Origin of the sequence: Pseudomonas abieticivorans, assembly GCF_023509015.1 — a bacterium.
Taxonomy (GTDB): Bacteria; Pseudomonadota; Gammaproteobacteria; order Pseudomonadales; family Pseudomonadaceae; genus Aquipseudomonas; species Aquipseudomonas abieticivorans.
Window position 1 is genome coordinate 1467366 of record NZ_CP094975.1, and the last position, 21669, is coordinate 1489034.

Genomic DNA, 21669 nt, shown 5'->3' on the forward strand with positions numbered 1-21669 from the left:
CGAAGGCAACTGCCTTCGCGGGCCAGCCCGTTCCCCAAGTGGCCCGACAACGACACGGAAGCAGATCAATGCACAGGCTAAAGCACGGCCTCCTCCAGGCCGCCGGTTGGATGTTCTACCTGAGCTTGCTCATGGCACTCGCCTTGGCATTGCCAACATCCCTGTTCGACTCACAGTCGAAGAATTTCATTTTCCTGGTGGGCGCCGTTGGTATCTGGCGCTACTCCATGGGCGCCACGCACTTTGTGCGGGGCATGCTGTTCCTGTACGTGGTGTACCCGCACCTGCGCCGCAAAGTGCGCAAACTGGGCAAGGACGCCGACCCCTCCCATGTGTTTCTGATGGTGACCAGCTTTCGCATCGACGCCCTGACCACCGCCCAGGTGTACAGCTCGGTTATCCGCGAAGCGATCGACTGCGGTTTCCCCACCACCGTGGTGTGCTCGCTGGTGGAAATGTCCGATGAGCTGCTGGTCAAGAGCCTGTGGGCCAAAATGAACCCGCCAGAGCGCGTGCAACTGGACTTCGTGCGCATCGCCGGTACCGGCAAGCGCGATGGCCTGGCGTTCGGTTTCCGTGCCATCTCGCGCCACCTGCCCGACGACAACGCCGTGGTCGCCGTGATCGATGGTGACACCGTGCTGTCCGAAGGTTGCGTTCGCAAGACCGTGCCTTGGTTCAAGCTGTACGAAAACGTCGGCGGCCTGACCACCAACGAATTCTGCGAAGTGCGCGGCGGCTACATCATGAGCGAGTGGCACAAGCTGCGCTTCGCCCAGCGCCACATCAACATGTGCTCCATGGCCCTGTCCAAGCGCGTGCTGACCATGACCGGGCGCATGTCGGTGTTCCGCGCCTCGGTGGTCACCAACCCCGAATTCATCGCCGACGTGGAAAGCGACTCCCTGGACCACTGGCGCCTGGGCCGTTTCAAGTTCCTGACCGGCGACGACAAGTCCAGCTGGTTCAGCCTGATGCGCCTGGGCTACGACACCTTCTACGTGCCTGATGCTGCGATCAACACCGTGGAGCATCCACCCGAGAAGAGCTTCTTGAAGGCCAGTCGCAAATTGATGTACCGCTGGTATGGCAACAACCTGCGGCAAAACTCCCGAGCGCTGGGCCTGGGCGTGCGTCGCCTGGGCCTGTTTACCAGCGTGGTGCTGTTTGATCAGCGCGTGTCGATGTGGACCAGCCTGCTGGGCCTGACCGTGGCGATCATCGCCAGCTTCAAATTCAACATTGCCTTCCTGTTGGGCTACCTGCTGTGGATCGGTATTACCCGGTTGATCCTGACCATCATGCTGATGTGTTCGGGGCACTCCATTGGGCCGGCCTACCCGGTGATTCTTTATTACAACCAGATCGTCGGCGCGATCATGAAGATCTACGTGTTCTTCCGCCTCGACAAGCAGTCCTGGACCCGCCAGCCCACGACCCTCAAGCGTGACTTGGCAAGCTTTCAACAATGGTTCAACACCTGGTCTTCCCGGACGATGACTTTCTCGGCCGCCAGCATCTTCGTTGCTGTGCTGTTCGTGATGGTTTGAACCGGAACTCGAATGGATTAAGTAGGAAAAAATCGCCATGAATAAAGCCGTGAACGTCAATGTTGTCCATGAATCCGAAGCGCAGCGCCAACATGCCCGGGTCAAGATCCCGGCCAAGCTGCGCTATATCGGGCCGAACCGCGAAACCGTCGAAACCCGTATCGAAGACTTGTCGGCCGGTGGCTTCAGCTTCCATGCGCCCAAGCCCTTGGTGGACGGCGAGGTGTACCGCGGCCGCCTGATGTTCGTGATCGACAACCTGGGCCTGGGCATGGATATCGAATTCCAGGTCCGCTCGTTCGACGGCACCAGTGGCCGCGCCGGTTGCCAGTTCCAGAACCTGGAGCAGCAAGACATCGCCACCATGCGCCACCTGATCACCTCGCACCTGAGTGGCGAAGTGGTGACCATGGGCGACGTGCTCAGCACCCTGCAGCGCGACAACTTCACCAAGGCGCGCAAACAGAAAGCCGGTGGCCAGGGCCAGTCGGCCTTTGCCCGCCTGCGCGCAGTGACCTTCAGCGCCGGGATCTTCGTGGTTGGCCTGGCCGCCTTCGGCTTCGTGTTCAAGTCGGTTTACGGCTTGTACTTCGTCAGCCACGCACAATCGGCGGTGGTCAGCGCGCCAAGCTTCAACGTGACCATGCCTCGCGATGGCACCGTGCAAAGCCTGCTGGGTGCCGACGGCAGCGCGCCCAAAGGCGCCCCGCTGGCCAGCTTCAGCACCAGCATGCTCGACGCCCTGAAAGGCAACCTGGACCCAGACCAACTGGCCCCGGAAAAAATCACCGAACTGTTCGGCAAGCAAATGACCGGCACCCTGACCTCGCCGTGCGACTGCACCGTGGGCCAGCAATTGGTGGCTGACGGCCAATACGCCAGCAAAGGCGACGTGATCTTCCAACTGGTGCCGCGCAACAGCCAGGCCAACGTGGAGGCGCGCTTCACCTACCGCCAGTTCGGTGACGTGCAGCCAGGCACCCCGGTCAACTTCCAGGTCGCCGGCGACAACACCGTGCGCCAGGGCAAAGTGATCGCCAGCACCAGCCTGAACAGCGTCGACCTTTCCAGTGACATGCGCGTGCAGATCAAGCCTGACGAGCCACTGGATAGCACCCTGGCCGGCCGAGCCGTGGAAGTGAGCAGCGACCGCGGCCCATCGCTGAACTGGCTGATGGACAAAGCCATGGCCAGCGGCCGTTAAGAGGCGAGGAGAACACCTGTGGCTAGCACATTCATGACATTGCCAAGACCTGCCCTGCTGGGGCTGGCGGTAGCGATCGGCCTGGCCGGTTGCGCCGGCCTGCCCGACCAGCGCCTGGCCAACGAAGCCCTGAAGCGCGGCGACACCGCACTGGCCCAACAGAACTACCAACAGCTGGCGAACCTGGGCTACACCGAAGCCCAGGTCGGCCTGGCCGATATCCAGGTAGAAACCCGCGACCCCGAGCAGATCCGCCAGGCCGAGGCCACGTACCGCGCCGCAGCTGACACCTCGCCACGGGCCCAGGCCCGCCTGGGGCGCCTGCTGGTGGTCAAGCCCGACAGCAGCGAGGCTGAGCGCCACGAAGCCGAAGGCCTGTTGCAAAAAGCCTTTGCCAATGGCGAAGGCAACACCCTGATCCCGCTGGCCATGCTGTACCTGCAATACCCCAAGAGCTTCCCGTACATCGATGCGCAGAAGCAGATCAACCAATGGAAAGCCGCCGGCTACCCGGAAGCAGGCCTGGCCCAAGTGCTGCTGTACCGCACCCAGGGCACCTACGACCAGCACCTGGACGACGTTGAACGCATCTGCAAAGCGGCGCTCAACAGCACCGACATCTGCTACGTGGAACTGGCCACCGTCTACCAGAAACGCGCCCAGCCCGACCAACAGGCCGAGCTGCTCAAGCAACTGCAGGCCGGTTATTCGCGCGGTACTGTCTCGGCCCAGCGTGTCGACAGCGTCGCCCGCGTATTGGCCGACCCGACCTTGGGCAAGACCGACGAGAAAACCGCCCAGGCGCTGCTGGAAAAGATCGCCCCGGCCTACCCGATCTCCTGGGTCAGCCTGGCGCAGTTGCTCTACGACTTCCCGGAACTGGGCGACGTGGACAAGATGATGGAATACCTGGACAAGGGCCGCGCAGCAGACCAGCCCCGCGCCGAGTTGCTGCTGGGCAAGGTGTACTACGAAGGCAAGCTGGTGCTGCCGGACGCGAAAAAAGCCGAGCAGCACCTGCTCAAGGCGGCCAATACCCAGGTCAGCGCCCACTACTACCTGGGCCAGATCTACCGCCGTGGCTACCTGGGCCAGGTCGAACCGCAGAAGGCGGTGGACAACCTGCTGATCGCCGCCCGCGGCGGCCAGGCCAGCGCCGACTATGCCCTGGCGCAACTCTACTCGACCGGCCGCGGCACCGTGCCCAACCCGGTCAATGCCTACGTGTTCAGCCAACTGGCAAAAGCCCAGCCCGAGCCGCCGCAAACGGCCCTCGACCTGGCCGCGACCGCCGAACAACAACTGCCGCCTGACCAGCGTGCCCAGGCCATGCAACTGCTGCAGCAAGAGCAGCGGGTGCGGGGCGCCATGAGCCCCAACAACAACCTGGCGTTGCACGCTCTGCAAGAAGAAGACGGTGAGGACCAATCGCTATGAAATTGAATCGATGGATGAAGGCCGGTATCGGCCTGGGCTTCGCCGCCCTGTGGTCGTGCCCGACCCTGGCCGCGCTGACCGCCGACCAGAACTTTGGCCTTGAGGTCAAGGTGACCGGCCAATCGGAAGACGACCGCGACCTGGGCACCCGTTCCGGCGGCGACGTCAACGGCCTGGGCCTTGACCTGCGCCCTTGGCTGTATGGCCAATGGGGCAACTGGAGCGCCTACGCCATGGGCCAGGCGGTGACCGCCACCGACACCATCCAGACCGATACCCTGCAAGAGTCCCAAGTCACCGAGGACTCCACCGCCAGCGGCCGCGAGCAGAAGAAAAGCTACTTGGCCATGCGCGAATTCTGGGTCGGCTACAGCGGCTTCACGCCCTACCCCGGCGAGATGCTCAAGTTCGGTCGCCAGCGCCTGCGCAACGACGACGGCCAGTGGAAAGACACCAACATCGAAGCCATTAACTGGGACTTCGACACCACCCTGCTGCGTGCCCACGCAGGTGTCGCCGAACGCTTCAGCGAATACCGCACCGACCTCACCGAACTGTCGGCCACCGACAAAGACGTGCTGCACGTGTACGGCGACGCTTCGTACCAGTGGACGCCTGGCCAGTGGGCCGGCATCCGTGCCCACCACACCCACGACAGTGGCAGCCTGGCGCACCAGGGCGAAGTCATCGACGACTCGGACAAGAGCAGCACCGGCGACCTGACCTGGCTGGGCTTTACCGCCGACAGCGACGCCTACAACTACCGCAACACCAACACGCTGAACTACTGGAGCAGCGTGACGTTCATGAGCGGCGACCGCGACACCATTGGCCGCAGCGTGCAGAACGGCCAGACCGTGGTCGGCGCCAAGGACTCGGGCAACGTCAACGGCTGGGCCACCGACCTGGGCCTGCGCCTGCGCCTGGACCCCAACTGGCAAGTGGGCGGCGCCTACTCGCGCGCCAGCCGCGATTACGAGCAAAACGGCCTGCAGAGCAACCGCTCCAACTGGACCGGCACCCGCTCGCGCATCCACCGCTTCGGCGAGGCGTACCAGGCCGAGATGGCGAACATGCAGACCGCTTCGCTGTTCACCTCCTGGCAGCTGCGCGACGACTATGACGCCAGCCTCATCTACCACAAATTCTGGCGCGTGGACGGCAACCGGCCGATCGGCAACACCACCCTGGATGCGGTCAACACCACCACCGACCCTGAAGACGTGACCAACGTCACCTCCATCAGTTCCCTGCCGCTGAACGATGGCGACAAGGACCTGGGCCAAGAGATGGACCTGGTGGTCAGCAAGTACTTCAAGCAAGGCCTGCTGCCTGCGGCCCTGAGCCAATCGATCGACGAGCCGTCGGCACTGATCCGCCTGCGTGCCGGTGTGTTCAAGCCAGGCTCGGCCTATGGCAGCGGCACCGACACCTACATGCACCGCGCCTTTGTCGACGTGATCTGGCGCTTCTGATGCGAACCGCGAAGGGAGTGCGAGAGATGAACAGCCAAATTTGCAACGGCCGCTGGCCGGCCGCATTGCTCGCCAGTGCCCTGCTGCTGGCCAGCGCCAGCGCCCTGGCCAACGCGCCAGTGGCCGCCGGCAAACCGGAAACCGTGGCCAAGGGCCTGCAGCAAGCCAAGACCTACACCGTGACCACGGCACCCTCCGAGTCGCTGGAAATGGCCGCGCCCAAGCTGCCCGACCTCACCGGTTATACCGCGCAAGCGGTGCAGGCCAAGATCGACCGTAGCCACCACGGCAAGGTCCAGGTCAAGCGCATGCTCCAGGAAGACGTGCTCAAGGAGTTCATCGGCGGCGACAACAAGATGGCCGAGTGGGTACAGCGCCAGCACGGCATCCCGCAGGCCATCTTCGTGGAAGACGGCTACGTCAACCTCAAGGACCTGACCAAGACCCTGCCCAAGCAGTACATCCGCGAAACCTCGCCGGGCGTGTTCCTGGCGCGGTTGCCCATCGTGGTCGGGCGCAAGGGCATCCTTGAAATAGACAAGCAGACCCAGGAGCTGCGCCTGTCCCAGGAAGGCGGTTCGTTCATCGTCAACGACGGCAAACTGTTTATCCGTGACACCAAGGTGACCGGCTGGCGCGAGGCCGACAATGGCCCCGCCACCTTCCGCACGCCCAAGGAATTCCGCCCGTTCGTGCTGTCGTGGGGCGGCACCGAAACCTACATGGTCAACACCGTGATGGCGAGCATGGGCTACAACCAGAGCAAGTCGTACGGGGTGAGTATTTCCCAGTACACGCCGAACATGGCCAAGCAAATGAACCGCAGCGAGCCCACCGGCTGGATCATCGGCTCGACCTTCTCGGACATGTGGTACGGCTTTTACTGCTATGAAACCCGTGACTTCGTGGTCAAGAGCAACACCTACCACGACAACATCATCTACGGCATCGACCCCCATGACCGCTCCCACGGGCTGATCATCGCCGACAACACCGTGTACGGGACCAAGAAGAAGCACGGCATCATCGTCTCCCGCGAGGTGAACGACAGCTTCATCATCAACAACCGCAGCTACGACAACCACCTTTCCGGCGTGGTGATCGACCGCAATAGCGTGGGCAACCTGGTGGCCTACAACGAGATCTACAAGAACCACACCGACGGCATCACCCTCTACGAGAGTGGCGACAACCTGCTGTGGGGCAACAAGATATTGGGCAACAAACGCCACGGTATCCGCGTGCGCAACAGCACCAACATCCGCCTGTACGAAAACCTCGCCATGGGCAACGGCCTGACCGGCGTGTACGGGCACATCAAAGACTTGAGCAACACCGACCGCGACATCGCCCTGGACCCGTTCGACGCCGAGGTGTCGCTGATCCTGGTAGGCGGTGAGCTGGCCGGCAATGGCTCCGGCCCTTTGGCGATCGACTCGCCACTGTCGGTGGAGCTGTACCGCGTGTCGATGCTTGCGCCGACCAAATCCAGTGGCATCAGCTTTAACGGCATCCTGGGCGAACGCCAGGCCGAGATCATGGACCTGATGGTTCGCCAGAAAAAAGCCGTGCTGATCGACCCCGTCGAACGCCAGACCGACATGAAGGACTGAGGATAGAAACCATGCACCCGACCTTGCTCAAACTACTCAGCCTGTCCGGCCTGACCGCCGCCATCCTTGCCGCCAGCGCTGGCGCCAAGGCTGATGAACTGCAGGCCCCGAAATTCACCGCAGCGCCCTGCTGCAGCCTGTGCCCGGCCGCCCACGACGCCAAGAACTACGTGACCCGCTACCAACAGAACTTCACCACGCTGGTGCAGGCCCAAGGCGACTGGCTGTTCCGTACCCAGGAAGACTTGCGCACCGAGTTCGACACCACGCCGGAAGGCTACCGTCGCATGAAACAGCTGCACGACGCCTTCAAGAGCAAAGGCGTGGAGCTGGTGGTGGTGTACCAGCCGACCCGTGGCCTGGTCGACCGCAACAAACTGTTCCCCGCCGACCGCGACAAGTTCGACTACGACAAGGCGCTGAAAAACTACCAGGCCATGCTCGGCCGCTTCGCCGCCATGGGCTACCACGTGCCTGACCTGTCGCCGTTGACCAACGAGCAACAGGCCCATGATTTCTACTTCCGCGGCGACCAACACTGGACGCCGTATGGCGCCGAGCGCACGGCAAAAATCGTTGCACAGACGGTGAAAAAAGTCCCGGAGTTCGCCGACATTCCCAAGCGTGAATTCGAGACCCACCTGTCGGGCCGTATGGGCAAGACCGGAACATTGCACAACATGGCCGGTCAGTTGTGCGGCACCAGCTACGCGATCCAGTACATGGATCAGTTCACCACCGAGCCTAAGGGCGAAGCGGCCGACGGCGACCTGTTCGGCGACGCCGGCAACCCGGAGATCACCTTGGTAGGCACCAGCCACAGCGGCAAGAACTACAACTTCTCAGGCTTTTTGGAGCAGTACATCGGCGCCGACATTCTCAACGTGGCGTTCCCCGGCGGCGGCCTTGAAGGTTCGATGCTGCAGTACCTGGGCAGCGACGACTTCCAGAAACACCCGCCGAAAATCCTCATCTGGGAATTCTCGCCGCTGTATCGCCTGGACCAAGAGACCATCTACCGCCAGATGATGTCGCTGCTGGACAACGGCTGCGAAGGCAAACCGGCTGAATTGCAAGCCAGCACCACCCTCAAACCGGGCAAGAACGAGCTGCTGGTCAACGGCCGCAACGGGATCAAAGACCTGCACAACGGCACGCACCAGATCGACATCAAGTTTGCCGACCCTTCGGTGAAAACCCTGCAAGCCACCCTCTGGTACCTGAACGGGCGCCACGAGGACCTGAAAATCGAAAAACCGGAAACATCCGATACAGACGGGCGTTTCGCTTTCGAATTGCGCAACGACGAGGACTGGGCTGCACAAAACTTGCTGGCCCTCGAAGTCCAAGGCCCTGAGGCCGGCGCCGCGCCACAGAAAGTCGAAGCCACGGTATGCAAACGCAACGTATTCCCCGGCGTGCAGCAATCCAAGACGCAACAGAACGCTCAAGCCGGGCTGTGAGGTTACCTATGCACACTTCCAAGACTGTTCGAAACCTGTTGGCCCCCACTCTGCTGGGCTTGGCGATCTTCGCCGGCAATGCCCAAGCCGCAGCCCCCCTGCACCCGCCCCAGGGTTATCTGGCGGCCGTCGACAAATTCAAGACGGGTGACGGCGGCGAAGGCTGCCCGGCCATGCCGCAGCCTTACACCCAAAGCCTGCAATTTCGCAGCAAGTACGAGGGCTCGGACAAGGCGCGCTCCACGTTCAACGCCGACTCCGACAAGGCCTTTCGCGACGCCACCGCCGACATCACGTCGATGGAACGCGGCACCAGCAAACTGGTGATGCAGTACATGCGTGACGGGCGCCCCGAGCAGCTCGACTGCGCGCTGAACTGGCTGACCGCGTGGGCCCAGGCCGATGCGCTGATGTCCAAGGACTTCAACCACACCGGCAAGTCGATGCGCAAATGGGCGCTGGGCAGCATGTCCTCGGCCTACCTGCGTTTGAAGTTCTCCGATTCGCACCCCTTGGCCACGCACCAGCAACAGGCCCAGCAGATCGAGGCCTGGTTCAGCAAGGTGGCCGACCAGGTGGTCAGCGACTGGGACAACCTGCCGATGGACAAGACCAACAACCACTCTTACTGGGCCGCCTGGTCGGTGATGTCGGCGTCCGTCGCCACCAACCGTCGTGACCTGTTCGACTGGTCGGTGAAGGAATTCAAGATCGGCGCCAACCAGATCGACGCCCAGGGCTTCTTGCCCAACGAACTCAAGCGTCGCCAGCGTGCCCTGGCCTACCACAACTATGCCTTGCCGCCGCTGGCAATGATCGCAAGCTTCGCCCAGGCCAATGGCGTGGACCTGCGCCAGGAAAACAACTCAGCCCTCAAGCGCCTGGGTGACCGGGTGTTGGCCGGGGTCGACGACTCCGACCAGTTCCAACAGAAAAACGGCCAGAAGCAAGACATGACCGATCTTAAGGTGGACAGCAAGTTCGCCTGGCTGGAGCCGTGGTGCAGCCTCTACAGCTGTGGCCCGGACGTGTTGGCCCGCAAGTACAAGATGGAGCCGTTCAAGTCGTTCCGCCTGGGGGGTGACGTGACCAAGGTGTACGACCCGGCGCACGAGAAGAAAGGCTCGTAGGAGCGGATTTATCCGCGAACGGGTATACGACGCGATTCGCGCGTTGAGTGCTCCGCGGATTAACCCGCTCCTACAGGTAGAGGTTGTTTGCCCCCCCGGTTTGCATGGGGGGGTTTGGGGGGGCTGCGGCCCTTGTCTGTGGGTTTACAAGGAGAGATCGGGATGGTTTTCTCATCCAATGTGTTTCTGTTCCTGTTCTTGCCGGTCTTTCTCGGCTTGTACTACTTGAGCGGAACTCGCTATCGCAATCTGCTGCTGCTGATTGCCAGTTATGTGTTCTACGCCTGGTGGCGGGTGGACTTCCTCGCGCTGTTTGCAGGCGTCACCCTGTGGAACTACTGGATCGGCCTGCGCGTCGGTGCGGCAGGCGTGCGCACCAAGCCTGCGCAACGCTGGCTGCTGCTGGGCGTGGCGGTAGACCTGGGTATCCTGGGCTACTTCAAATACGCCAACTTCGGCGTCGACAGCATCAACCAGATCATGCTGTCGTTCGGCATGCAGCCGTTCATCCTGACCCACGTGCTGCTGCCCATCGGCATCTCGTTCTACATCTTTGAATCGATCAGCTACATCATCGACGTATACCGCGGCGACACCCCGGCCACGCGTAACCTGATCGACTTCGCAGCCTTCGTGGCGATCTTCCCGCACCTGATCGCCGGCCCCGTGTTGCGCTTTGCCGACCTGGTGGACCAGTTCAATAACCGCACCCACACCCTGGACAAGTTCAGCGAGGGTGCCACGCGGTTCATGCAGGGTTTCATCAAGAAGGTGTTCATCGCCGACACCCTGGCGACCGTGTCCGACCATTGCTTTGCCCTGGCCAACCCCACCACCGGTGACGCCTGGCTGGGTGCGCTGGCCTACACCGCGCAGCTGTACTTCGACTTCTCCGGCTACAGCGACATGGCCATCGGCCTGGGCTTGATGATGGGTTTCCGCTTCATGGAAAACTTCAAGCAGCCCTACATCAGCCAATCGATCACCGAGTTCTGGCGCCGCTGGCACATCAGCCTGTCGACCTGGCTGCGCGACTACCTGTACATCACCTTGGGCGGCAACCGCAAAGGCACCCTGGCTACCTACCGCAACCTGTTCCTGACCATGCTGCTGGGTGGCCTGTGGCACGGCGCCAATTTCACCTACATCATCTGGGGTGCGTGGCATGGCATGTGGCTGGCCATCGAACGCCTGCTGGGCATCAACACCACGCCACGTGCGCTGAACCCGATCCGCTGGGTGCTGACCTTCTTGCTGGTGATCATGGGCTGGGTGATCTTCCGCGCCGAGAACCTGCACGTGGCCTACCGCATGTACGGCGCCATGTTCAGCTTCGGCGACTGGCAGTTGTCGGAACTCAACCGCGCCAGCCTCACAGGCCTGCAAGTCGCCACCCTGATCGTGGCGTACATCACCCTGGCGTTCTTCGGCCTGCGTGACCTGTACACCAACCAGCCCAAGCCCAAGGCCCGGGCCGAAGTGGCCGAGGCCAACGGCCCGGCCACCGCGCAACCCGGCCTGTACCGCGCAACCCCGGGTGATGAACCCAACGTACTGGCCGCCCATGCCCACGGGCATCAGGTGCAAGCGTCGTACTGGACGGTGGATTGGTCACGCTACCTGATGCGTGCCCTGGTGCTGCTGCTGTTCGTGGCTTCGATCCTGAAGCTGTCGGCGCAGAGCTTCTCGCCCTTCCTCTACTTCCAGTTCTGAGCGAGACGACCATGACCCGATCATTACGCGTTCTCTACATTCTGCTGTTCCTGGCCGTGCTGCTGGGCATGGGCATCTGGTCGCTGTGGAGCTTCGCCAGCTTCAACCGCACCGAGCAGATGACCGTGCTCAACGGCAAGTTCACCAAGGCGGTGGAAACCCACTACGACGATCAATTCCCGATCAAGCGCCTGGGCACCAACCTCTGGGCAGCACTGGACTACAAAGTGTTCAAGGAAGGCCGCCCCGGCGTGGTGCTGGGCCGTGACCAGTGGCTGTACAGCGACGAGGAGTTCAACCCGGTCGCCAACAGCCAGCAGATCGAAGCCGATAACTTTGCCCTGATCAAAGGCGTGCAAAACACCCTCAAGCAGCACGGCGTGCAACTGGTATTGGCGATCGTGCCGGCCAAGGCGCGGCTGTACCCGGAGCACATCGGTGACGTGGCCCCCGCCGAGTTGCACGAAGACCTGTACCAGCAGTTCCATGCCCAAGCGCAACAAGCCGGCATCTTTGCCCCCGACCTGCTGGGCCCGCTGCAACAGGCCAAGCCCAATGGCCAAGTGTTCCTGCGCACCGACACCCACTGGACGCCTATGGGCGCCGAGATCGTCGCGCAGAACCTGGGCCAGGCAATTGCCAGCAAGACCCCACTCAGCGGCGAGCCACAAAGCTTCGTCACCGAAAGCGACGCGAGCAAGCCGTACAAGGGCGACCTGACCAACTTCCTGCCCCTGGACCCGCTGTTCAGCAACCTGCTGCCCAAGCCGGATGAACTGGCCCAGCGCACCACCAAGGCTGCGCAAGACAAAGCCGCCGGCGGTGACTCGCTGTTCGGCGACAGCGAAATCCCGGTGGCCCTGGTGGGCACCAGCTACAGCGCCAACCCGCACTGGAACTTCCTGGGCGCCCTGCAGCAAGCCCTGCACAGCGACGTGGTGAATTACGCCGAAGACGGCCACGGCCCGATTCTGCCGATGCTCAAGTACCTGCAAACCGACGCCTTCAAGAACAGCGCGCCCCAAGTGCTGGTCTGGGAGTTCCCGGAACGTTATCTGCCGATGAAAAACGACCTGAGCGACTTTGATCCCAATTGGATCGCGCAACTGAAAAGCACCAGCGACACGACGCAAAACCTGGCTGTGGGCCAATCCAACTGAGCGGCCCGATGGACGCTCGATACTCAAGAAAGATAGAGGAACAGCACATGACTATGAACACTCAACGCCGTACCGCCAAAACCCGCCTGGCTTGTGCACTGCTTGCAGCAGCCGGCCTGATGTCGGCCCAGGCCTTCGCCGGTGGCGACGCCGCTCTGTATGGCCCTACCGCACCCAAAGGCTCGGCCTTCGTGCGTGTGTACAACGCCAGCAACCAGGAAGTCAGCGCCAGCGTGGGCAACACCAGCCTCAACGAAATCGCGCCGCTGGCCAGCAGCGACTTCAGCTTCATGCCCCAGGGCGACTACAGCGCCAAGGTCGGCAGCCAGGCCCTGCCGGTCAAGCTTGCCGGTGACCACTATTACACCGTGGTCAACAACACCAGCGGCGCGCCACAACTGGTCGAAGAGCCGCCGTTCAAGAACAAGCAGAAGTCCCTGGTACGCGTGCAGAACCTCAGCGACAAGGCCCTGACCCTGAAGACCGCCGACGGCAAGACCGACGTGGTCAAGGACGTGGCGGCCAAAGGCCGTGGCGAGCGCGAGATCAACCCGGTGAAAGTCAGCCTGGCGCTATACGAAGGCGACAAGAAGGTCAGCGACCTCAAGCCCGTGGCCCTGGAACGCGGTGAAGCCGCCGTGCTGTACGTCACCGGCAATGGCAGCAACCTGTCGCCGGTCTGGGTGAAACGCCCGGTCGCCACGCGCTAACGCATTGAGTGAGCCCCCCGCGGGTGCGGGGGGCCCACATGGAACAAAAACAAGACAGAAACGGCAACAACAGTCATCCCATTCGTTTATTGGAGAAACAACATGATTCCGGTGATCTTGTCAGGTGGTAGTGGCTCACGTCTTTGGCCGCTTTCGCGCAAACAATTCCCTAAACAGTTCCTGGCCCTGACCGGCGAACACACCCTGTTCCAGCAAACCCTGGAGCGCCTGGTGTTCGAAGGCATGGACCAGCCCATCGTGGTCTGCAACAAAGACCACCGCTTCATCGTCAACGAACAGTTGAGCCAACTGAAGCTGCAAACCCAGGGCATCCTGATGGAACCGTTCGGGCGCAACACCGCGCCGGCGGTGGCCCTGACCGCCATGAAGCTGGTCAACGAAGGCCGCGACGAGCTGATGCTGGTGCTGCCGGCCGACCACGTGATCGACGACCAGAAAGCCCTGCAACGCGCCCTGGCCCTGGCCACCGTGGCCGCCGAGCGTGGCGAAATGGTGTTGTTCGGCGTGCCGGCCACCAAGCCTGAAACCGGCTACGGCTACATCAAGTCCACCGCCGATGCGCTGCTGCCGGAAGGCGTGAGCCGGGTGTCGCAGTTCGTCGAAAAACCCGACGAAAAACGCGCCACCGAATACGTCCAGGCCGGCGGCTATTTCTGGAACAGCGGCATGTTCCTGTTCCGCGCCAGCCGCTTCCTGGAAGAACTGAAAAAGCACGACCCGGACATCTACGATACTTGCCTGCTGACCCTTGAGCGCAGCAACCACGAAGATGAGAACATCGAAATCGATGAAGCCACCTTCGCCTGCTGCCCGGACAACTCCATCGACTACGCGGTGATGGAAAAAACCCAGCGTGCCTGCGTGGTGCCGCTGACGGCCGGCTGGAGTGACGTGGGTTGCTGGTCGTCGCTGTGGGACGTGCACGAGAAAGACACCCACGGCAACGTCACCAAGGGCGACGTGGTGCTGCAAGACAGCCGCAACTGCATGATCCACGGCAACGGCAAACTGGTGTCGGTGATCGGCCTGGACAACATCGTGGTGGTGGAAACCAAAGACGCCATGATGATTGCCCACAAGGACAAGGTCCAAGGCGTCAAGCAGATGGTCAACACCCTCAACGAACAGGGCCGCAGCGAAACCCAGAACCACTGCGAAGTGTATCGCCCGTGGGGCTCGTACGACTCGGTGGACATGGGTGGGCGCTTCCAGGTCAAGCACATCTCGGTCAAGCCGGGCGCCTGCCTGAGCCTGCAAATGCACCACCACCGCGCCGAACACTGGATCGTGGTGTCGGGCACCGCCGAAGTGACCTGCGACGAAAATGTGTTCCTGCTGTGCGAGAACCAGTCCACCTACATCCCGATTGCCTCGGTACACCGCCTGCGCAACCCAGGCAAGATCCCGCTGGAAATCATCGAAGTACAGTCGGGCAGCTACCTGGGTGAAGATGACATCGAACGCTTCGAAGACATCTACGGGCGCAGCACCCCGATCGGGCGCGGCGTGTCGGTGAAAACCATCGCGCAGTAACCGGCCTCGATAAAAGCCCCTGCCCCACCCGCTGCGTCCCCTATCCGCAGCCGGTGAGGCAGGGGCTTTTTTTTTACGTTGAGCGGCGCTCTTTTCGCGGATAAATCCGTGTAGCAGCGGCTGAATCCGCGAAGGCCGCACCGCAAAATACCTGTCGTATCGCCAATGACAGCGCTCCTGTTAGGATAAAAGCACCAAGCTTCAGAGACACGCGCATGTTCATTGGCATCTTCCTGATCATCACCTGGCTGGTTTTGCTGGTCCGCTACCCGGCCAAGGCCTTCCCCATTTCCCTGGCCACGCTGTTCGGCCTGAGCCTGGTGGGCCTGTGGGTGGTGTGGCTGGATAATCGCGAAGCCAATCAACTGGCCCGGCTGGAGTTGCGCCTGAACTATGCGCCCGAGCAGTGCCCGGCCGATCGGCCATTGCGGGTCAGCCTGAACAATGGCAACAAGGTCCCTTTGGTGGAGCTGCAATGGCGCGTGGCCGCCTATGCGCCGGGCGACACCGCAAACCTTGCGCAGAATCTATACTCCGCTCCGCGTTACCGCGGCCCCGGCGAGTTGCAGGCCGGCGCACAGTGGCAAGACTGCTTGCCGATGCCACCGCTGCGCTCGGGCTACCGGCCACAAACCCTGGAGTTTCGTGCCGAGCACCTGCAGGGCAGCTTTTCCAACTGATACCTGACAAGGATGGCCCATGCCCGTCACACTGATCACCGGTTGTTCCAGCGGCATTGGCCTGGCGTTGGCACAGGCTTTCAAACAGGCCGGCCATGAAGTCTGGGCCACCGCCCGCAAGCCAGAGGACGTCAGCCGTTTGCAGGCCCAAGGCTTCATCGGCCGGCAACTGGACGTGAACGATGAAACGGCACTCACGCAACTGGCCAGCGAGTTGCCGCACCTGGATATCCTGATCAACAACGCCGGCTACGGCGCCATGGGGCCACTGCTCGATGGCGGCGTCGAGGGCATGCGCCGGCAGTTTGAAACCAACGTGTTTTCGATCGTGGGCGTTACCCGCGCACTGTTCCCGCTGCTGCGCGCAAGCCGCGGCTTGGTGGTCAACATCGGCAGCGTCTCAGGCGTCCTGGTCACCCCATTTGCCGGCGCCTACTGTGCCTCCAAGGCCGCCGTGCATGGGCTGTGCGATGCCCTGCGCCTGGAACTGGCACCTTTCGGTATCCGCGTGATGGAGGTGCAGCCTGGCGCCATCGACACGCACTTTGCCAGCAACGCCGGGCGCGAAGCGGAGCTGGTGATCAGCGAGCAATCGGCCTGGTGGCCGTTGCGCGAGAGCATCCGCGCCAGGGCCAACGCCTCGCAGAACCGCCCAACCCCTGCCGCTACATTTGCCGGCGAACTGGTCAAAGCGGTACTGCAACCCAAACCGGCCCGGCTGGTGCGCATCGGCAACGGCAGCACGGTGTTGCCGTTGATGGAGCGGTTGCTGCCCAAGGGGCTACTGGATGCGGTGTTAAAGAAGAAGTTTGGGCTTAGCCGAAGCCTTTAGCCTTGCAGCACCGCGCAAATCGAGCGCCGCGCGGGCGCATCGCAAGCAAGCTTGCTCCCACATCTGCCCTGACAGATTGGAGTGTTGGCCTTTTTGGGTTCACAGTGAATCTATGAGGGTGCTGCCCAGGCTGGCAACTCGGTCTCTCAGGCCATGGCGCGTTGCAGCCAATGTGGGAGCAAGCTTGCTTGCGATGCGCCCCCCCGAACCTATTGCCCCAGCGAATCCTGCTTCACAATCACTGTGCACGTCGTCCCCGCCGCCAGCAGCATCCCCTCTGGCACTTCATCGATATGAATACGCACCGGCACCCGCTGGGCCAAGCGCACCCAGTTGAAGGTGGGGTTGACGTCGGCGATCAGTTCGCGGCTTTCCGGGTTGTCGCGGTCGTAGATGCCGCGCGAGATGCTTTCCACGTGGCCCTTGAGGGTTTCGCCGCTCATCATCTGCATGTCGGCCCGGTCACCCACGCGGATGTTCGGCAGCTTGGTTTCTTCAAAGAAGCCGTATACCCAAAACGAGTTTTTATCGACCACGGCCATTTTCGCCTCGCCGGTGCGGGCGTAGTCGCCGGGGTGCACGTTGAGGTTGGTGACGTAGCCGTCCACGGTTGCCAGCACCTGAGTGCGCTTGAGGTTCAGTTCGGCGGCTTCAAGCTGGGCCTGGGCGTGCTGGTAGTCGGCCTGGGCCGAACTTGCGATGTTGTTGGCGTCTTCGCGGCTTTCCTTGGACACCACCAGGTTGTCCATGTCGGCGCGGCGGCTGGCGTTGACCTTGCGCATGTCCCAGGTGGCCTTGCGCGAGGCCACCAGCGACTGCGCCTGCTTGACGGCAATCTGGTAGTGCTCGGGGTCGATCTGCAGCAGCACGTCGCCCTTTTTCACCAATTGGTTGTCTTTGACCGGCACGGCCACCACGTAGCCGGAAACGTCGGGCGCGACGTTGATGATGTCGGCGCGCACGCGGCCATCGCGGGTCCAGGGGGTGTTCATGTAGTGCACCCACAGTTCCCGACCGATGAACACGGCGAGGGCCAGTACCAACAGGGTGGCGATCAGGCTGAAAAACTTTTTCATCGGGTCGGTCTCAACGGTAAACGGTTAGCGCCATGGCGCCGAAAATGCAAATGAACAGGCACAGGCGCAGCAGCGCCGGGTGCCAGAAAAAACGGTACGCATCCAGCCCGCTGAGCAACCGGTCGAACGCCCAGGCGACGACCCCGGCCAGCAGGAACATCAGCGTCACGGTCGGCATGTAGACGCCGTGGAAGGCAATTTCACGGGGCATGGATCAGTCCTTGGTGGCGTCTGTAGGCGGCAGTTCGGCGAGCGGTGATTGCGGGTCGAGCAAGGTCGAGCGAATGAAGTGCAGGTAGCTTTGCACCCGGCGCAGGGCCGAGGTGTCGAAGTGCGGCGCATATGGCTCGTCGGTGTTGCGCACGCGGTCCAGGGCGTGGTCAACGGCTCCCAGGCTGCGGACCAGGTTGTCTTGGTTGGGCTTGATGAACAGCCGGATCAACGAGCGACCCATCACCCGGATCGCCTGCCGCCAAGGCTGCGCTTGGGCGTACGCCGGGTGCACCGGCAAGCGATCCTGCTCGCGGCGCAACTCGATGACCGCGTGGCCGACCTCCAGCACCACGAAGGTCCAGCGCAGCAAATTGCGCTGCACCTGGGGCTTGCCGGCCGCCAGCCCGTAGACCTGATTGAGCACGTCGCGGGTGCGGCTTTCAAACGCCGAACCCAAGCCTTTGAGGCGCCCACTGATGGCGAACACCACTTGGGCGCGCAGGTCCTGCTCCAGGCGTTCCCACATCCAGCGGCTGTTGGGCGGCAGGATGATTGCCCCGGCCGCGGCGCATACCAGCATGCCGATGATCATGCCGATGTAGTCGTTGATGAAGGCGTAGGGGTTGTACACGGTGAGGTTGTCGGGCACCGAGCCAATCGAGAAGAAGATCAGCAGGCCCAGGCCGTACCCCGCGTACTGCGGCCGTGAAGCCAGGAAGGCGCCCAGGATGAACACCGGTGCGAGCATCACGCACAGCAACGGGAAGCCGTCGATCCAGGGGAACACGAAGAACATTTCGATAAAGCCGACCACCGCGCCCAGCATAGTGCCGCAGGCCATCTGGAACGACATGCGCTTGGGGTTTGGCGCTGCGGCCGACAGCCCCACCGTGGCGGCGGCGACCAGGGTCATGGTCGCCCCGCTCGGCCAAGCCGTGGCCACCCAATAACTGCCCAGCACCAGCAGGATGGTCGAAGCCCGGGCACCGGCGGCGATCGATACCCACCAGTTGGTTTGCGGCATAAACGGCTCGTCCCAATTTTCCCGTGCGTGGCTATGGTCGGCCAGGGAAGCGTGGGTTTGCGCGTAACTGTGCAGGTCGTCGACAAAGCGGTAGAGCAGTTCGTAAGCCGTGTGAAAATCCATCAGGTCGGCGTCGCTGGGGCCGCTCTCGACGAAGATCGCCCGCAGCCGGCGCACGTGGGGCGGCAGCTCTTCCTTGTACAGGGCCAGTTGATCGGCCAGGCGTGCCGCGTCGGCATCGGTGAGGGCGCGGCCCGAGAAGCCGTCGAGCACCTGCGCCAACGCCTGCAGGCCCGGCTCGATGGCGGTGACCACCTCGGGGTGGCCGTGGCTGCGGATGCGTTCGAGCAACTGGTGCAGAGCGTTGAAGCGCGTGGTGATGACCATGAACTCACTGTTCAGGCGGCTGACCCGACCACTGCGCCGACGCATGTGCGGGTCTTCGAACGCCACCACCCCGCGCAGGCTCTCCAGGCCTACGGCCTCGGAGATGAACCGCACGTTGCTACTTTCGAAACCCTCGCGGGTGCTGTTGCCACGCAGGCCGTTGGCCACGAAGCCTGCGAACACGCCAAAGCGCTGGTACATGGCATTGCGCATCGAGGCACTGGCCGACTGCGGCAAAATCGCCGCACTCACCGCCGTGGACACCACCAGCCCGAGGGAGATTTCCAGCACCCGCCATACCGCCGCCATAAAGGCGCCATCGGGGTGGGCCAATGCCGGCAGGCCGACCATGGCCGCGGTGTAGCCGGCAAGCACGAAGCCGTAGCCCTTGAAATTGCGATGGCGCACGGCCCCGGCCGAGCAGATACCCACCCACAGGCCCAGGCCGGCGAGGAACAGTTCGGTGTTCTGCGCGAACAGCGAAATCAGCAGCACGGTGACGGCAGAGCCGGCCACCGTGCCCAAAAACCGATAAAAGCTCTTGGCGAACACATGGCCGCTTTGCAGCTGCATCACGATAAACACAGTGATCATCGCCGTGCGCGGCTGCGGCAACTCCAGGCGCATGGCCAGCCACAAGGTCAGGAACGCGGCGATCAGCACCTTGAAGATGTAGGCCCAGGTCACGCCGTCGCTGCGGGCCCATTCAAAGAACCCGCGGCGCCAGGCCAGCGTTCCCAGCCAGCGAAAGGGGGCAGACAAAAAAGTCATGGTCGGCTATTCAATGATCGAGGAAGGCAAGGGCCTTGGGCGTGACCGGCGCGGCGGTTTTCTGCTCGCTGGGCACATCGTTGCCCGCGCGCAGGCCGCCGCCCAAGGCAGTCACCAGTTCGGCATGGGCGCTCAGGCGGTTGGCCTGCACTTGCTGTTGCAGCTGTTGCTGGCGAAACAGCAGGGTCTGGGCGTTCAGCACGTTGAGGTAGTCGGTCAGGCCGCGCTGGAAGGCGACCTTGGCGATGTCATAGGTTTTTTGCGCCGAGGCCACGGATTCGGCGGCGAACACCTGCTGCTTGTCCATCGACTCGCGACGGATCAATTGGTCGGAGATGTTCTTCAGCGCATTGATCAGGGTCTGGTTGTAGTGCGCCACGGCCATGTCGTAGCCGGCCGAGGCTTCACCCAATTGCGAGCGCAGGCGGCCGCCATCGAAGATCGGCAAGGAGATTGCCGGCCCCACGGTGTAAGCCAACTTCTTGCCGGTCAGAAATTCCAGCATGCCGCCACCGGTGGCCATGTAGCCCAGGCTCGCGGTCAGGTCGACGTTGGGGTAGAAGCCGGCATGGGCGACATCGATGCCGCGGGCCTGCGCCGCCACTTGCCAACGGCTGGCGACCACGTCCGGACGCTGGCCCAACAGCTCGGCGGGCAGCGAGGACGGCAGTTTAAGCGCGGTGTTCAGGGTTAATGTGGGGCGCTGCAATTGCGCGCCATCGCCCGGGCCTTTACCGGCCAATGCCGCCAACTGGTTGCGGCTCAGGGCGATTTCTTCGTCCAGTGCATCGACCTGGCGATGGGTTTCCGGCAACGGTGCCTCGGCCTGGCTCACCTCGAAATGGGTGCCAATACCGCCTTGCAGGCGCCGTTGGGCCAGGTCCAGGATCTGTTGCTGCTGGGCCAGGGTCGACTGCACGATGTCGCGCTGGGCGTAGTTGAGCGACAACTGGATGTACACCTTGACGATGTTGTTTTCCAGTTCAAGCTCGGCTTGCCGGGCCTGGGCCACGCTCATGTGGGCCATGTCCACGGCCTGCTCGGTGGCGTTGCTTTCGCGGCCCCACAGGTCCAGGGCGTAGCTCAAGCCCAGGGAGGCGTTGTTGTCCCAAGTGGTGGCGCCCGACAGCTCGCCCGGCCCGTAGAACTGGTCAGCCGGCCAGTTATGGCGGATCAGCGTGGATTTACCGTTGATCTGCACCGACTCGGCGGCCTCGGCCACCCCGGCCATCGCCTTGGCCTGGCGCACGCGGGCAGCCGCCATGGCCATGCTGGGGCTGCCCTGCACGGCCATTTCGACCCAGTGGTTCAGTTGCGTGTCGCCATAGGCCTGCCACCATTGGGCGGTGGGCCAGTGCGCGTCTTTTGCGGCCGCCTGGATGGCTTCGTCGGTGGCCAGGCTGTTGGCCGGCAGGGCCTTGCCTTGTGGGGCAATCCCCCCAGTACCGATGCAGCCGCTGAGAGTCAAAGTTAAAGCCCACACACTGAAAGCATTCAGCTTACGGTTGATGCGACGCGGCACAGCTGCAATTTCCCGACATGATTTTAAGGAGAACCCTTGGAGCGGCTCATCATAGGGGGCGCCGCAGATGGCGATAAGCTCAGTTTCCTGCGAATCTTTGTTACGTAAAAAGCGATAATCGACCTTTGTACTGAAGACGACAATTGTTACTTCAT

17 protein-coding genes are annotated in these 21669 nt (G+C 62.6%); 13 read left to right on the forward strand and 4 right to left on the reverse strand.

Features of this window, described 5'->3' with window-relative positions:
• The first annotated feature begins 68 nt into the window (after nt 1–68).
• The 13 genes from alg8 (at nt 69) to L9B60_RS06640 (ending at nt 16521) form a co-directional block, all read left to right on the forward strand.
• Nucleotides 69–1550, forward strand: a complete 1482-nt coding sequence (gene alg8, locus L9B60_RS06580; protein ID WP_249677407.1) for a mannuronan synthase — start codon at nt 69–71, stop codon at nt 1548–1550.
• 37 nt (nt 1551–1587) lie between these two features.
• A complete protein-coding gene (locus tag L9B60_RS06585; protein WP_249677408.1) occupies nt 1588–2754 on the forward strand; it encodes an alginate biosynthesis protein Alg44 in 1167 nt (388 codons plus the stop codon).
• A gap of 33 nt (nt 2755–2787) precedes the next feature.
• Nucleotides 2788–4191: an alginate biosynthesis TPR repeat lipoprotein AlgK gene (gene algK / locus L9B60_RS06590; RefSeq protein WP_249679678.1), complete on the forward strand. Its 1404-nt coding sequence runs from the start codon at nt 2788–2790 to the stop codon at nt 4189–4191.
• Nucleotides 4188–5666, forward strand: coding sequence for an alginate export family protein (locus tag L9B60_RS06595; RefSeq protein ID WP_249677410.1), 1479 nt, complete (start codon nt 4188–4190; stop codon nt 5664–5666). Before algK ends, L9B60_RS06595 begins: the two co-directional genes overlap by 4 nt.
• 26 nt (nt 5667–5692) lie before the next feature.
• Complete coding sequence (algG, locus tag L9B60_RS06600; RefSeq protein WP_249677411.1) at nt 5693–7279, forward strand: mannuronan 5-epimerase AlgG; 1587 nt, start codon at nt 5693–5695, stop codon at nt 7277–7279.
• Nucleotides 7280–7290: 11 nt separating this feature from the next.
• The gene (locus tag L9B60_RS06605) at nt 7291–8742 is read left to right on the forward strand and encodes an alginate O-acetyltransferase (protein WP_249677413.1); all 1452 of its coding nucleotides are present in this window, start codon (nt 7291–7293) and stop codon (nt 8740–8742) included.
• An 8-nt stretch (nt 8743–8750) separates the two neighbouring features.
• A complete protein-coding gene (locus L9B60_RS06610) occupies nt 8751–9872 on the forward strand; it encodes a mannuronate-specific alginate lyase (protein WP_249677414.1) in 1122 nt (373 codons plus the stop codon).
• 162 nt (nt 9873–10034) lie between these two features.
• Nucleotides 10035–11585, forward strand: coding sequence for an MBOAT family O-acyltransferase (locus L9B60_RS06615; protein ID WP_249677415.1), 1551 nt, complete (start codon nt 10035–10037; stop codon nt 11583–11585).
• An 11-nt stretch (nt 11586–11596) separates the two neighbouring features.
• A complete protein-coding gene (locus L9B60_RS06620; protein WP_249677417.1) occupies nt 11597–12745 on the forward strand; it encodes an alginate O-acetyltransferase in 1149 nt (382 codons plus the stop codon).
• A gap of 47 nt (nt 12746–12792) precedes the next feature.
• Nucleotides 12793–13455 (forward strand): alginate O-acetyltransferase AlgF, encoded by a 663-nt coding sequence (locus tag L9B60_RS06625; protein ID WP_249677418.1) that lies wholly within the window; start codon nt 12793–12795, stop codon nt 13453–13455.
• Nucleotides 13456–13557: 102 nt separating this feature from the next.
• Complete coding sequence (locus tag L9B60_RS06630; protein WP_249677420.1) at nt 13558–15009, forward strand: mannose-1-phosphate guanylyltransferase/mannose-6-phosphate isomerase; 1452 nt, start codon at nt 13558–13560, stop codon at nt 15007–15009.
• Between the two features lie 215 nt (nt 15010–15224).
• Entirely contained in the window at nt 15225–15689 is a 465-nt protein-coding gene (locus L9B60_RS06635; RefSeq protein WP_249677421.1) for a multidrug transporter, read from the forward strand.
• 19 nt (nt 15690–15708) lie between these two features.
• Nucleotides 15709–16521, forward strand: a complete 813-nt coding sequence (locus tag L9B60_RS06640) for an SDR family oxidoreductase (RefSeq protein WP_249677423.1) — start codon at nt 15709–15711, stop codon at nt 16519–16521.
• A gap of 209 nt (nt 16522–16730) precedes the next feature.
• On the opposite strand, the gene L9B60_RS06645 is transcribed toward L9B60_RS06640, so the two are convergent.
• The 4 genes from L9B60_RS06645 to L9B60_RS06660 are packed head-to-tail and all read right to left on the reverse strand — an operon-like array spanning nt 16731 to nt 21514.
• Nucleotides 16731–17597 (reverse strand): efflux RND transporter periplasmic adaptor subunit, encoded by an 867-nt coding sequence (locus L9B60_RS06645; RefSeq protein ID WP_249677424.1) that lies wholly within the window; start codon nt 17595–17597, stop codon nt 16731–16733.
• Nucleotides 17598–17607: 10 nt separating this feature from the next.
• On the reverse strand, nt 17608–17808 hold the full coding sequence (locus tag L9B60_RS06650; RefSeq protein WP_249677426.1) for a DUF1656 domain-containing protein: 201 nt from the start codon (nt 17806–17808) through the stop codon (nt 17608–17610).
• 3 nt (nt 17809–17811) lie between these two features.
• On the reverse strand, nt 17812–19992 hold the full coding sequence (locus tag L9B60_RS06655; protein WP_249677427.1) for an FUSC family protein: 2181 nt from the start codon (nt 19990–19992) through the stop codon (nt 17812–17814).
• Between the two features lie 10 nt (nt 19993–20002).
• A complete protein-coding gene (locus L9B60_RS06660) occupies nt 20003–21514 on the reverse strand; it encodes an efflux transporter outer membrane subunit (protein WP_249677429.1) in 1512 nt (503 codons plus the stop codon).
• Nucleotides 21515–21669 lie beyond the last annotated feature (155 nt).

Bases quoted from the DNA above. Each gene is read 5' to 3' on its own strand.
- alg8 (WP_249677407.1), top strand. From the start codon at position 69: ATGCACAGGCTAAAGCACGGCCTCCTCCAGGCCGCCGGTTGGATGTTC.
- L9B60_RS06585 (WP_249677408.1), top strand. From the start codon at position 1,588: ATGAATAAAGCCGTGAACGTCAATGTTGTCCATGAATCCGAAGCGCAG.
- algK (WP_249679678.1), top strand. From the start codon at position 2,788: ATGACATTGCCAAGACCTGCCCTGCTGGGGCTGGCGGTAGCGATCGGC.
- L9B60_RS06595 (WP_249677410.1), top strand. From the start codon at position 4,188: ATGAAATTGAATCGATGGATGAAGGCCGGTATCGGCCTGGGCTTCGCC.
- algG (WP_249677411.1), top strand. From the start codon at position 5,693: ATGAACAGCCAAATTTGCAACGGCCGCTGGCCGGCCGCATTGCTCGCC.
- L9B60_RS06605 (WP_249677413.1), top strand. From the start codon at position 7,291: ATGCACCCGACCTTGCTCAAACTACTCAGCCTGTCCGGCCTGACCGCC.
- L9B60_RS06610 (WP_249677414.1), top strand. From the start codon at position 8,751: ATGCACACTTCCAAGACTGTTCGAAACCTGTTGGCCCCCACTCTGCTG.
- L9B60_RS06615 (WP_249677415.1), top strand. From the start codon at position 10,035: ATGGTTTTCTCATCCAATGTGTTTCTGTTCCTGTTCTTGCCGGTCTTT.
- L9B60_RS06620 (WP_249677417.1), top strand. From the start codon at position 11,597: ATGACCCGATCATTACGCGTTCTCTACATTCTGCTGTTCCTGGCCGTG.
- L9B60_RS06625 (WP_249677418.1), top strand. From the start codon at position 12,793: ATGACTATGAACACTCAACGCCGTACCGCCAAAACCCGCCTGGCTTGT.
- L9B60_RS06630 (WP_249677420.1), top strand. From the start codon at position 13,558: ATGATTCCGGTGATCTTGTCAGGTGGTAGTGGCTCACGTCTTTGGCCG.
- L9B60_RS06635 (WP_249677421.1), top strand. From the start codon at position 15,225: ATGTTCATTGGCATCTTCCTGATCATCACCTGGCTGGTTTTGCTGGTC.
- L9B60_RS06640 (WP_249677423.1), top strand. From the start codon at position 15,709: ATGCCCGTCACACTGATCACCGGTTGTTCCAGCGGCATTGGCCTGGCG.
- L9B60_RS06645 (WP_249677424.1), bottom strand. From the start codon at position 17,597: ATGAAAAAGTTTTTCAGCCTGATCGCCACCCTGTTGGTACTGGCCCTC.
- L9B60_RS06650 (WP_249677426.1), bottom strand. From the start codon at position 17,808: ATGCCCCGTGAAATTGCCTTCCACGGCGTCTACATGCCGACCGTGACG.
- L9B60_RS06655 (WP_249677427.1), bottom strand. From the start codon at position 19,992: ATGACTTTTTTGTCTGCCCCCTTTCGCTGGCTGGGAACGCTGGCCTGG.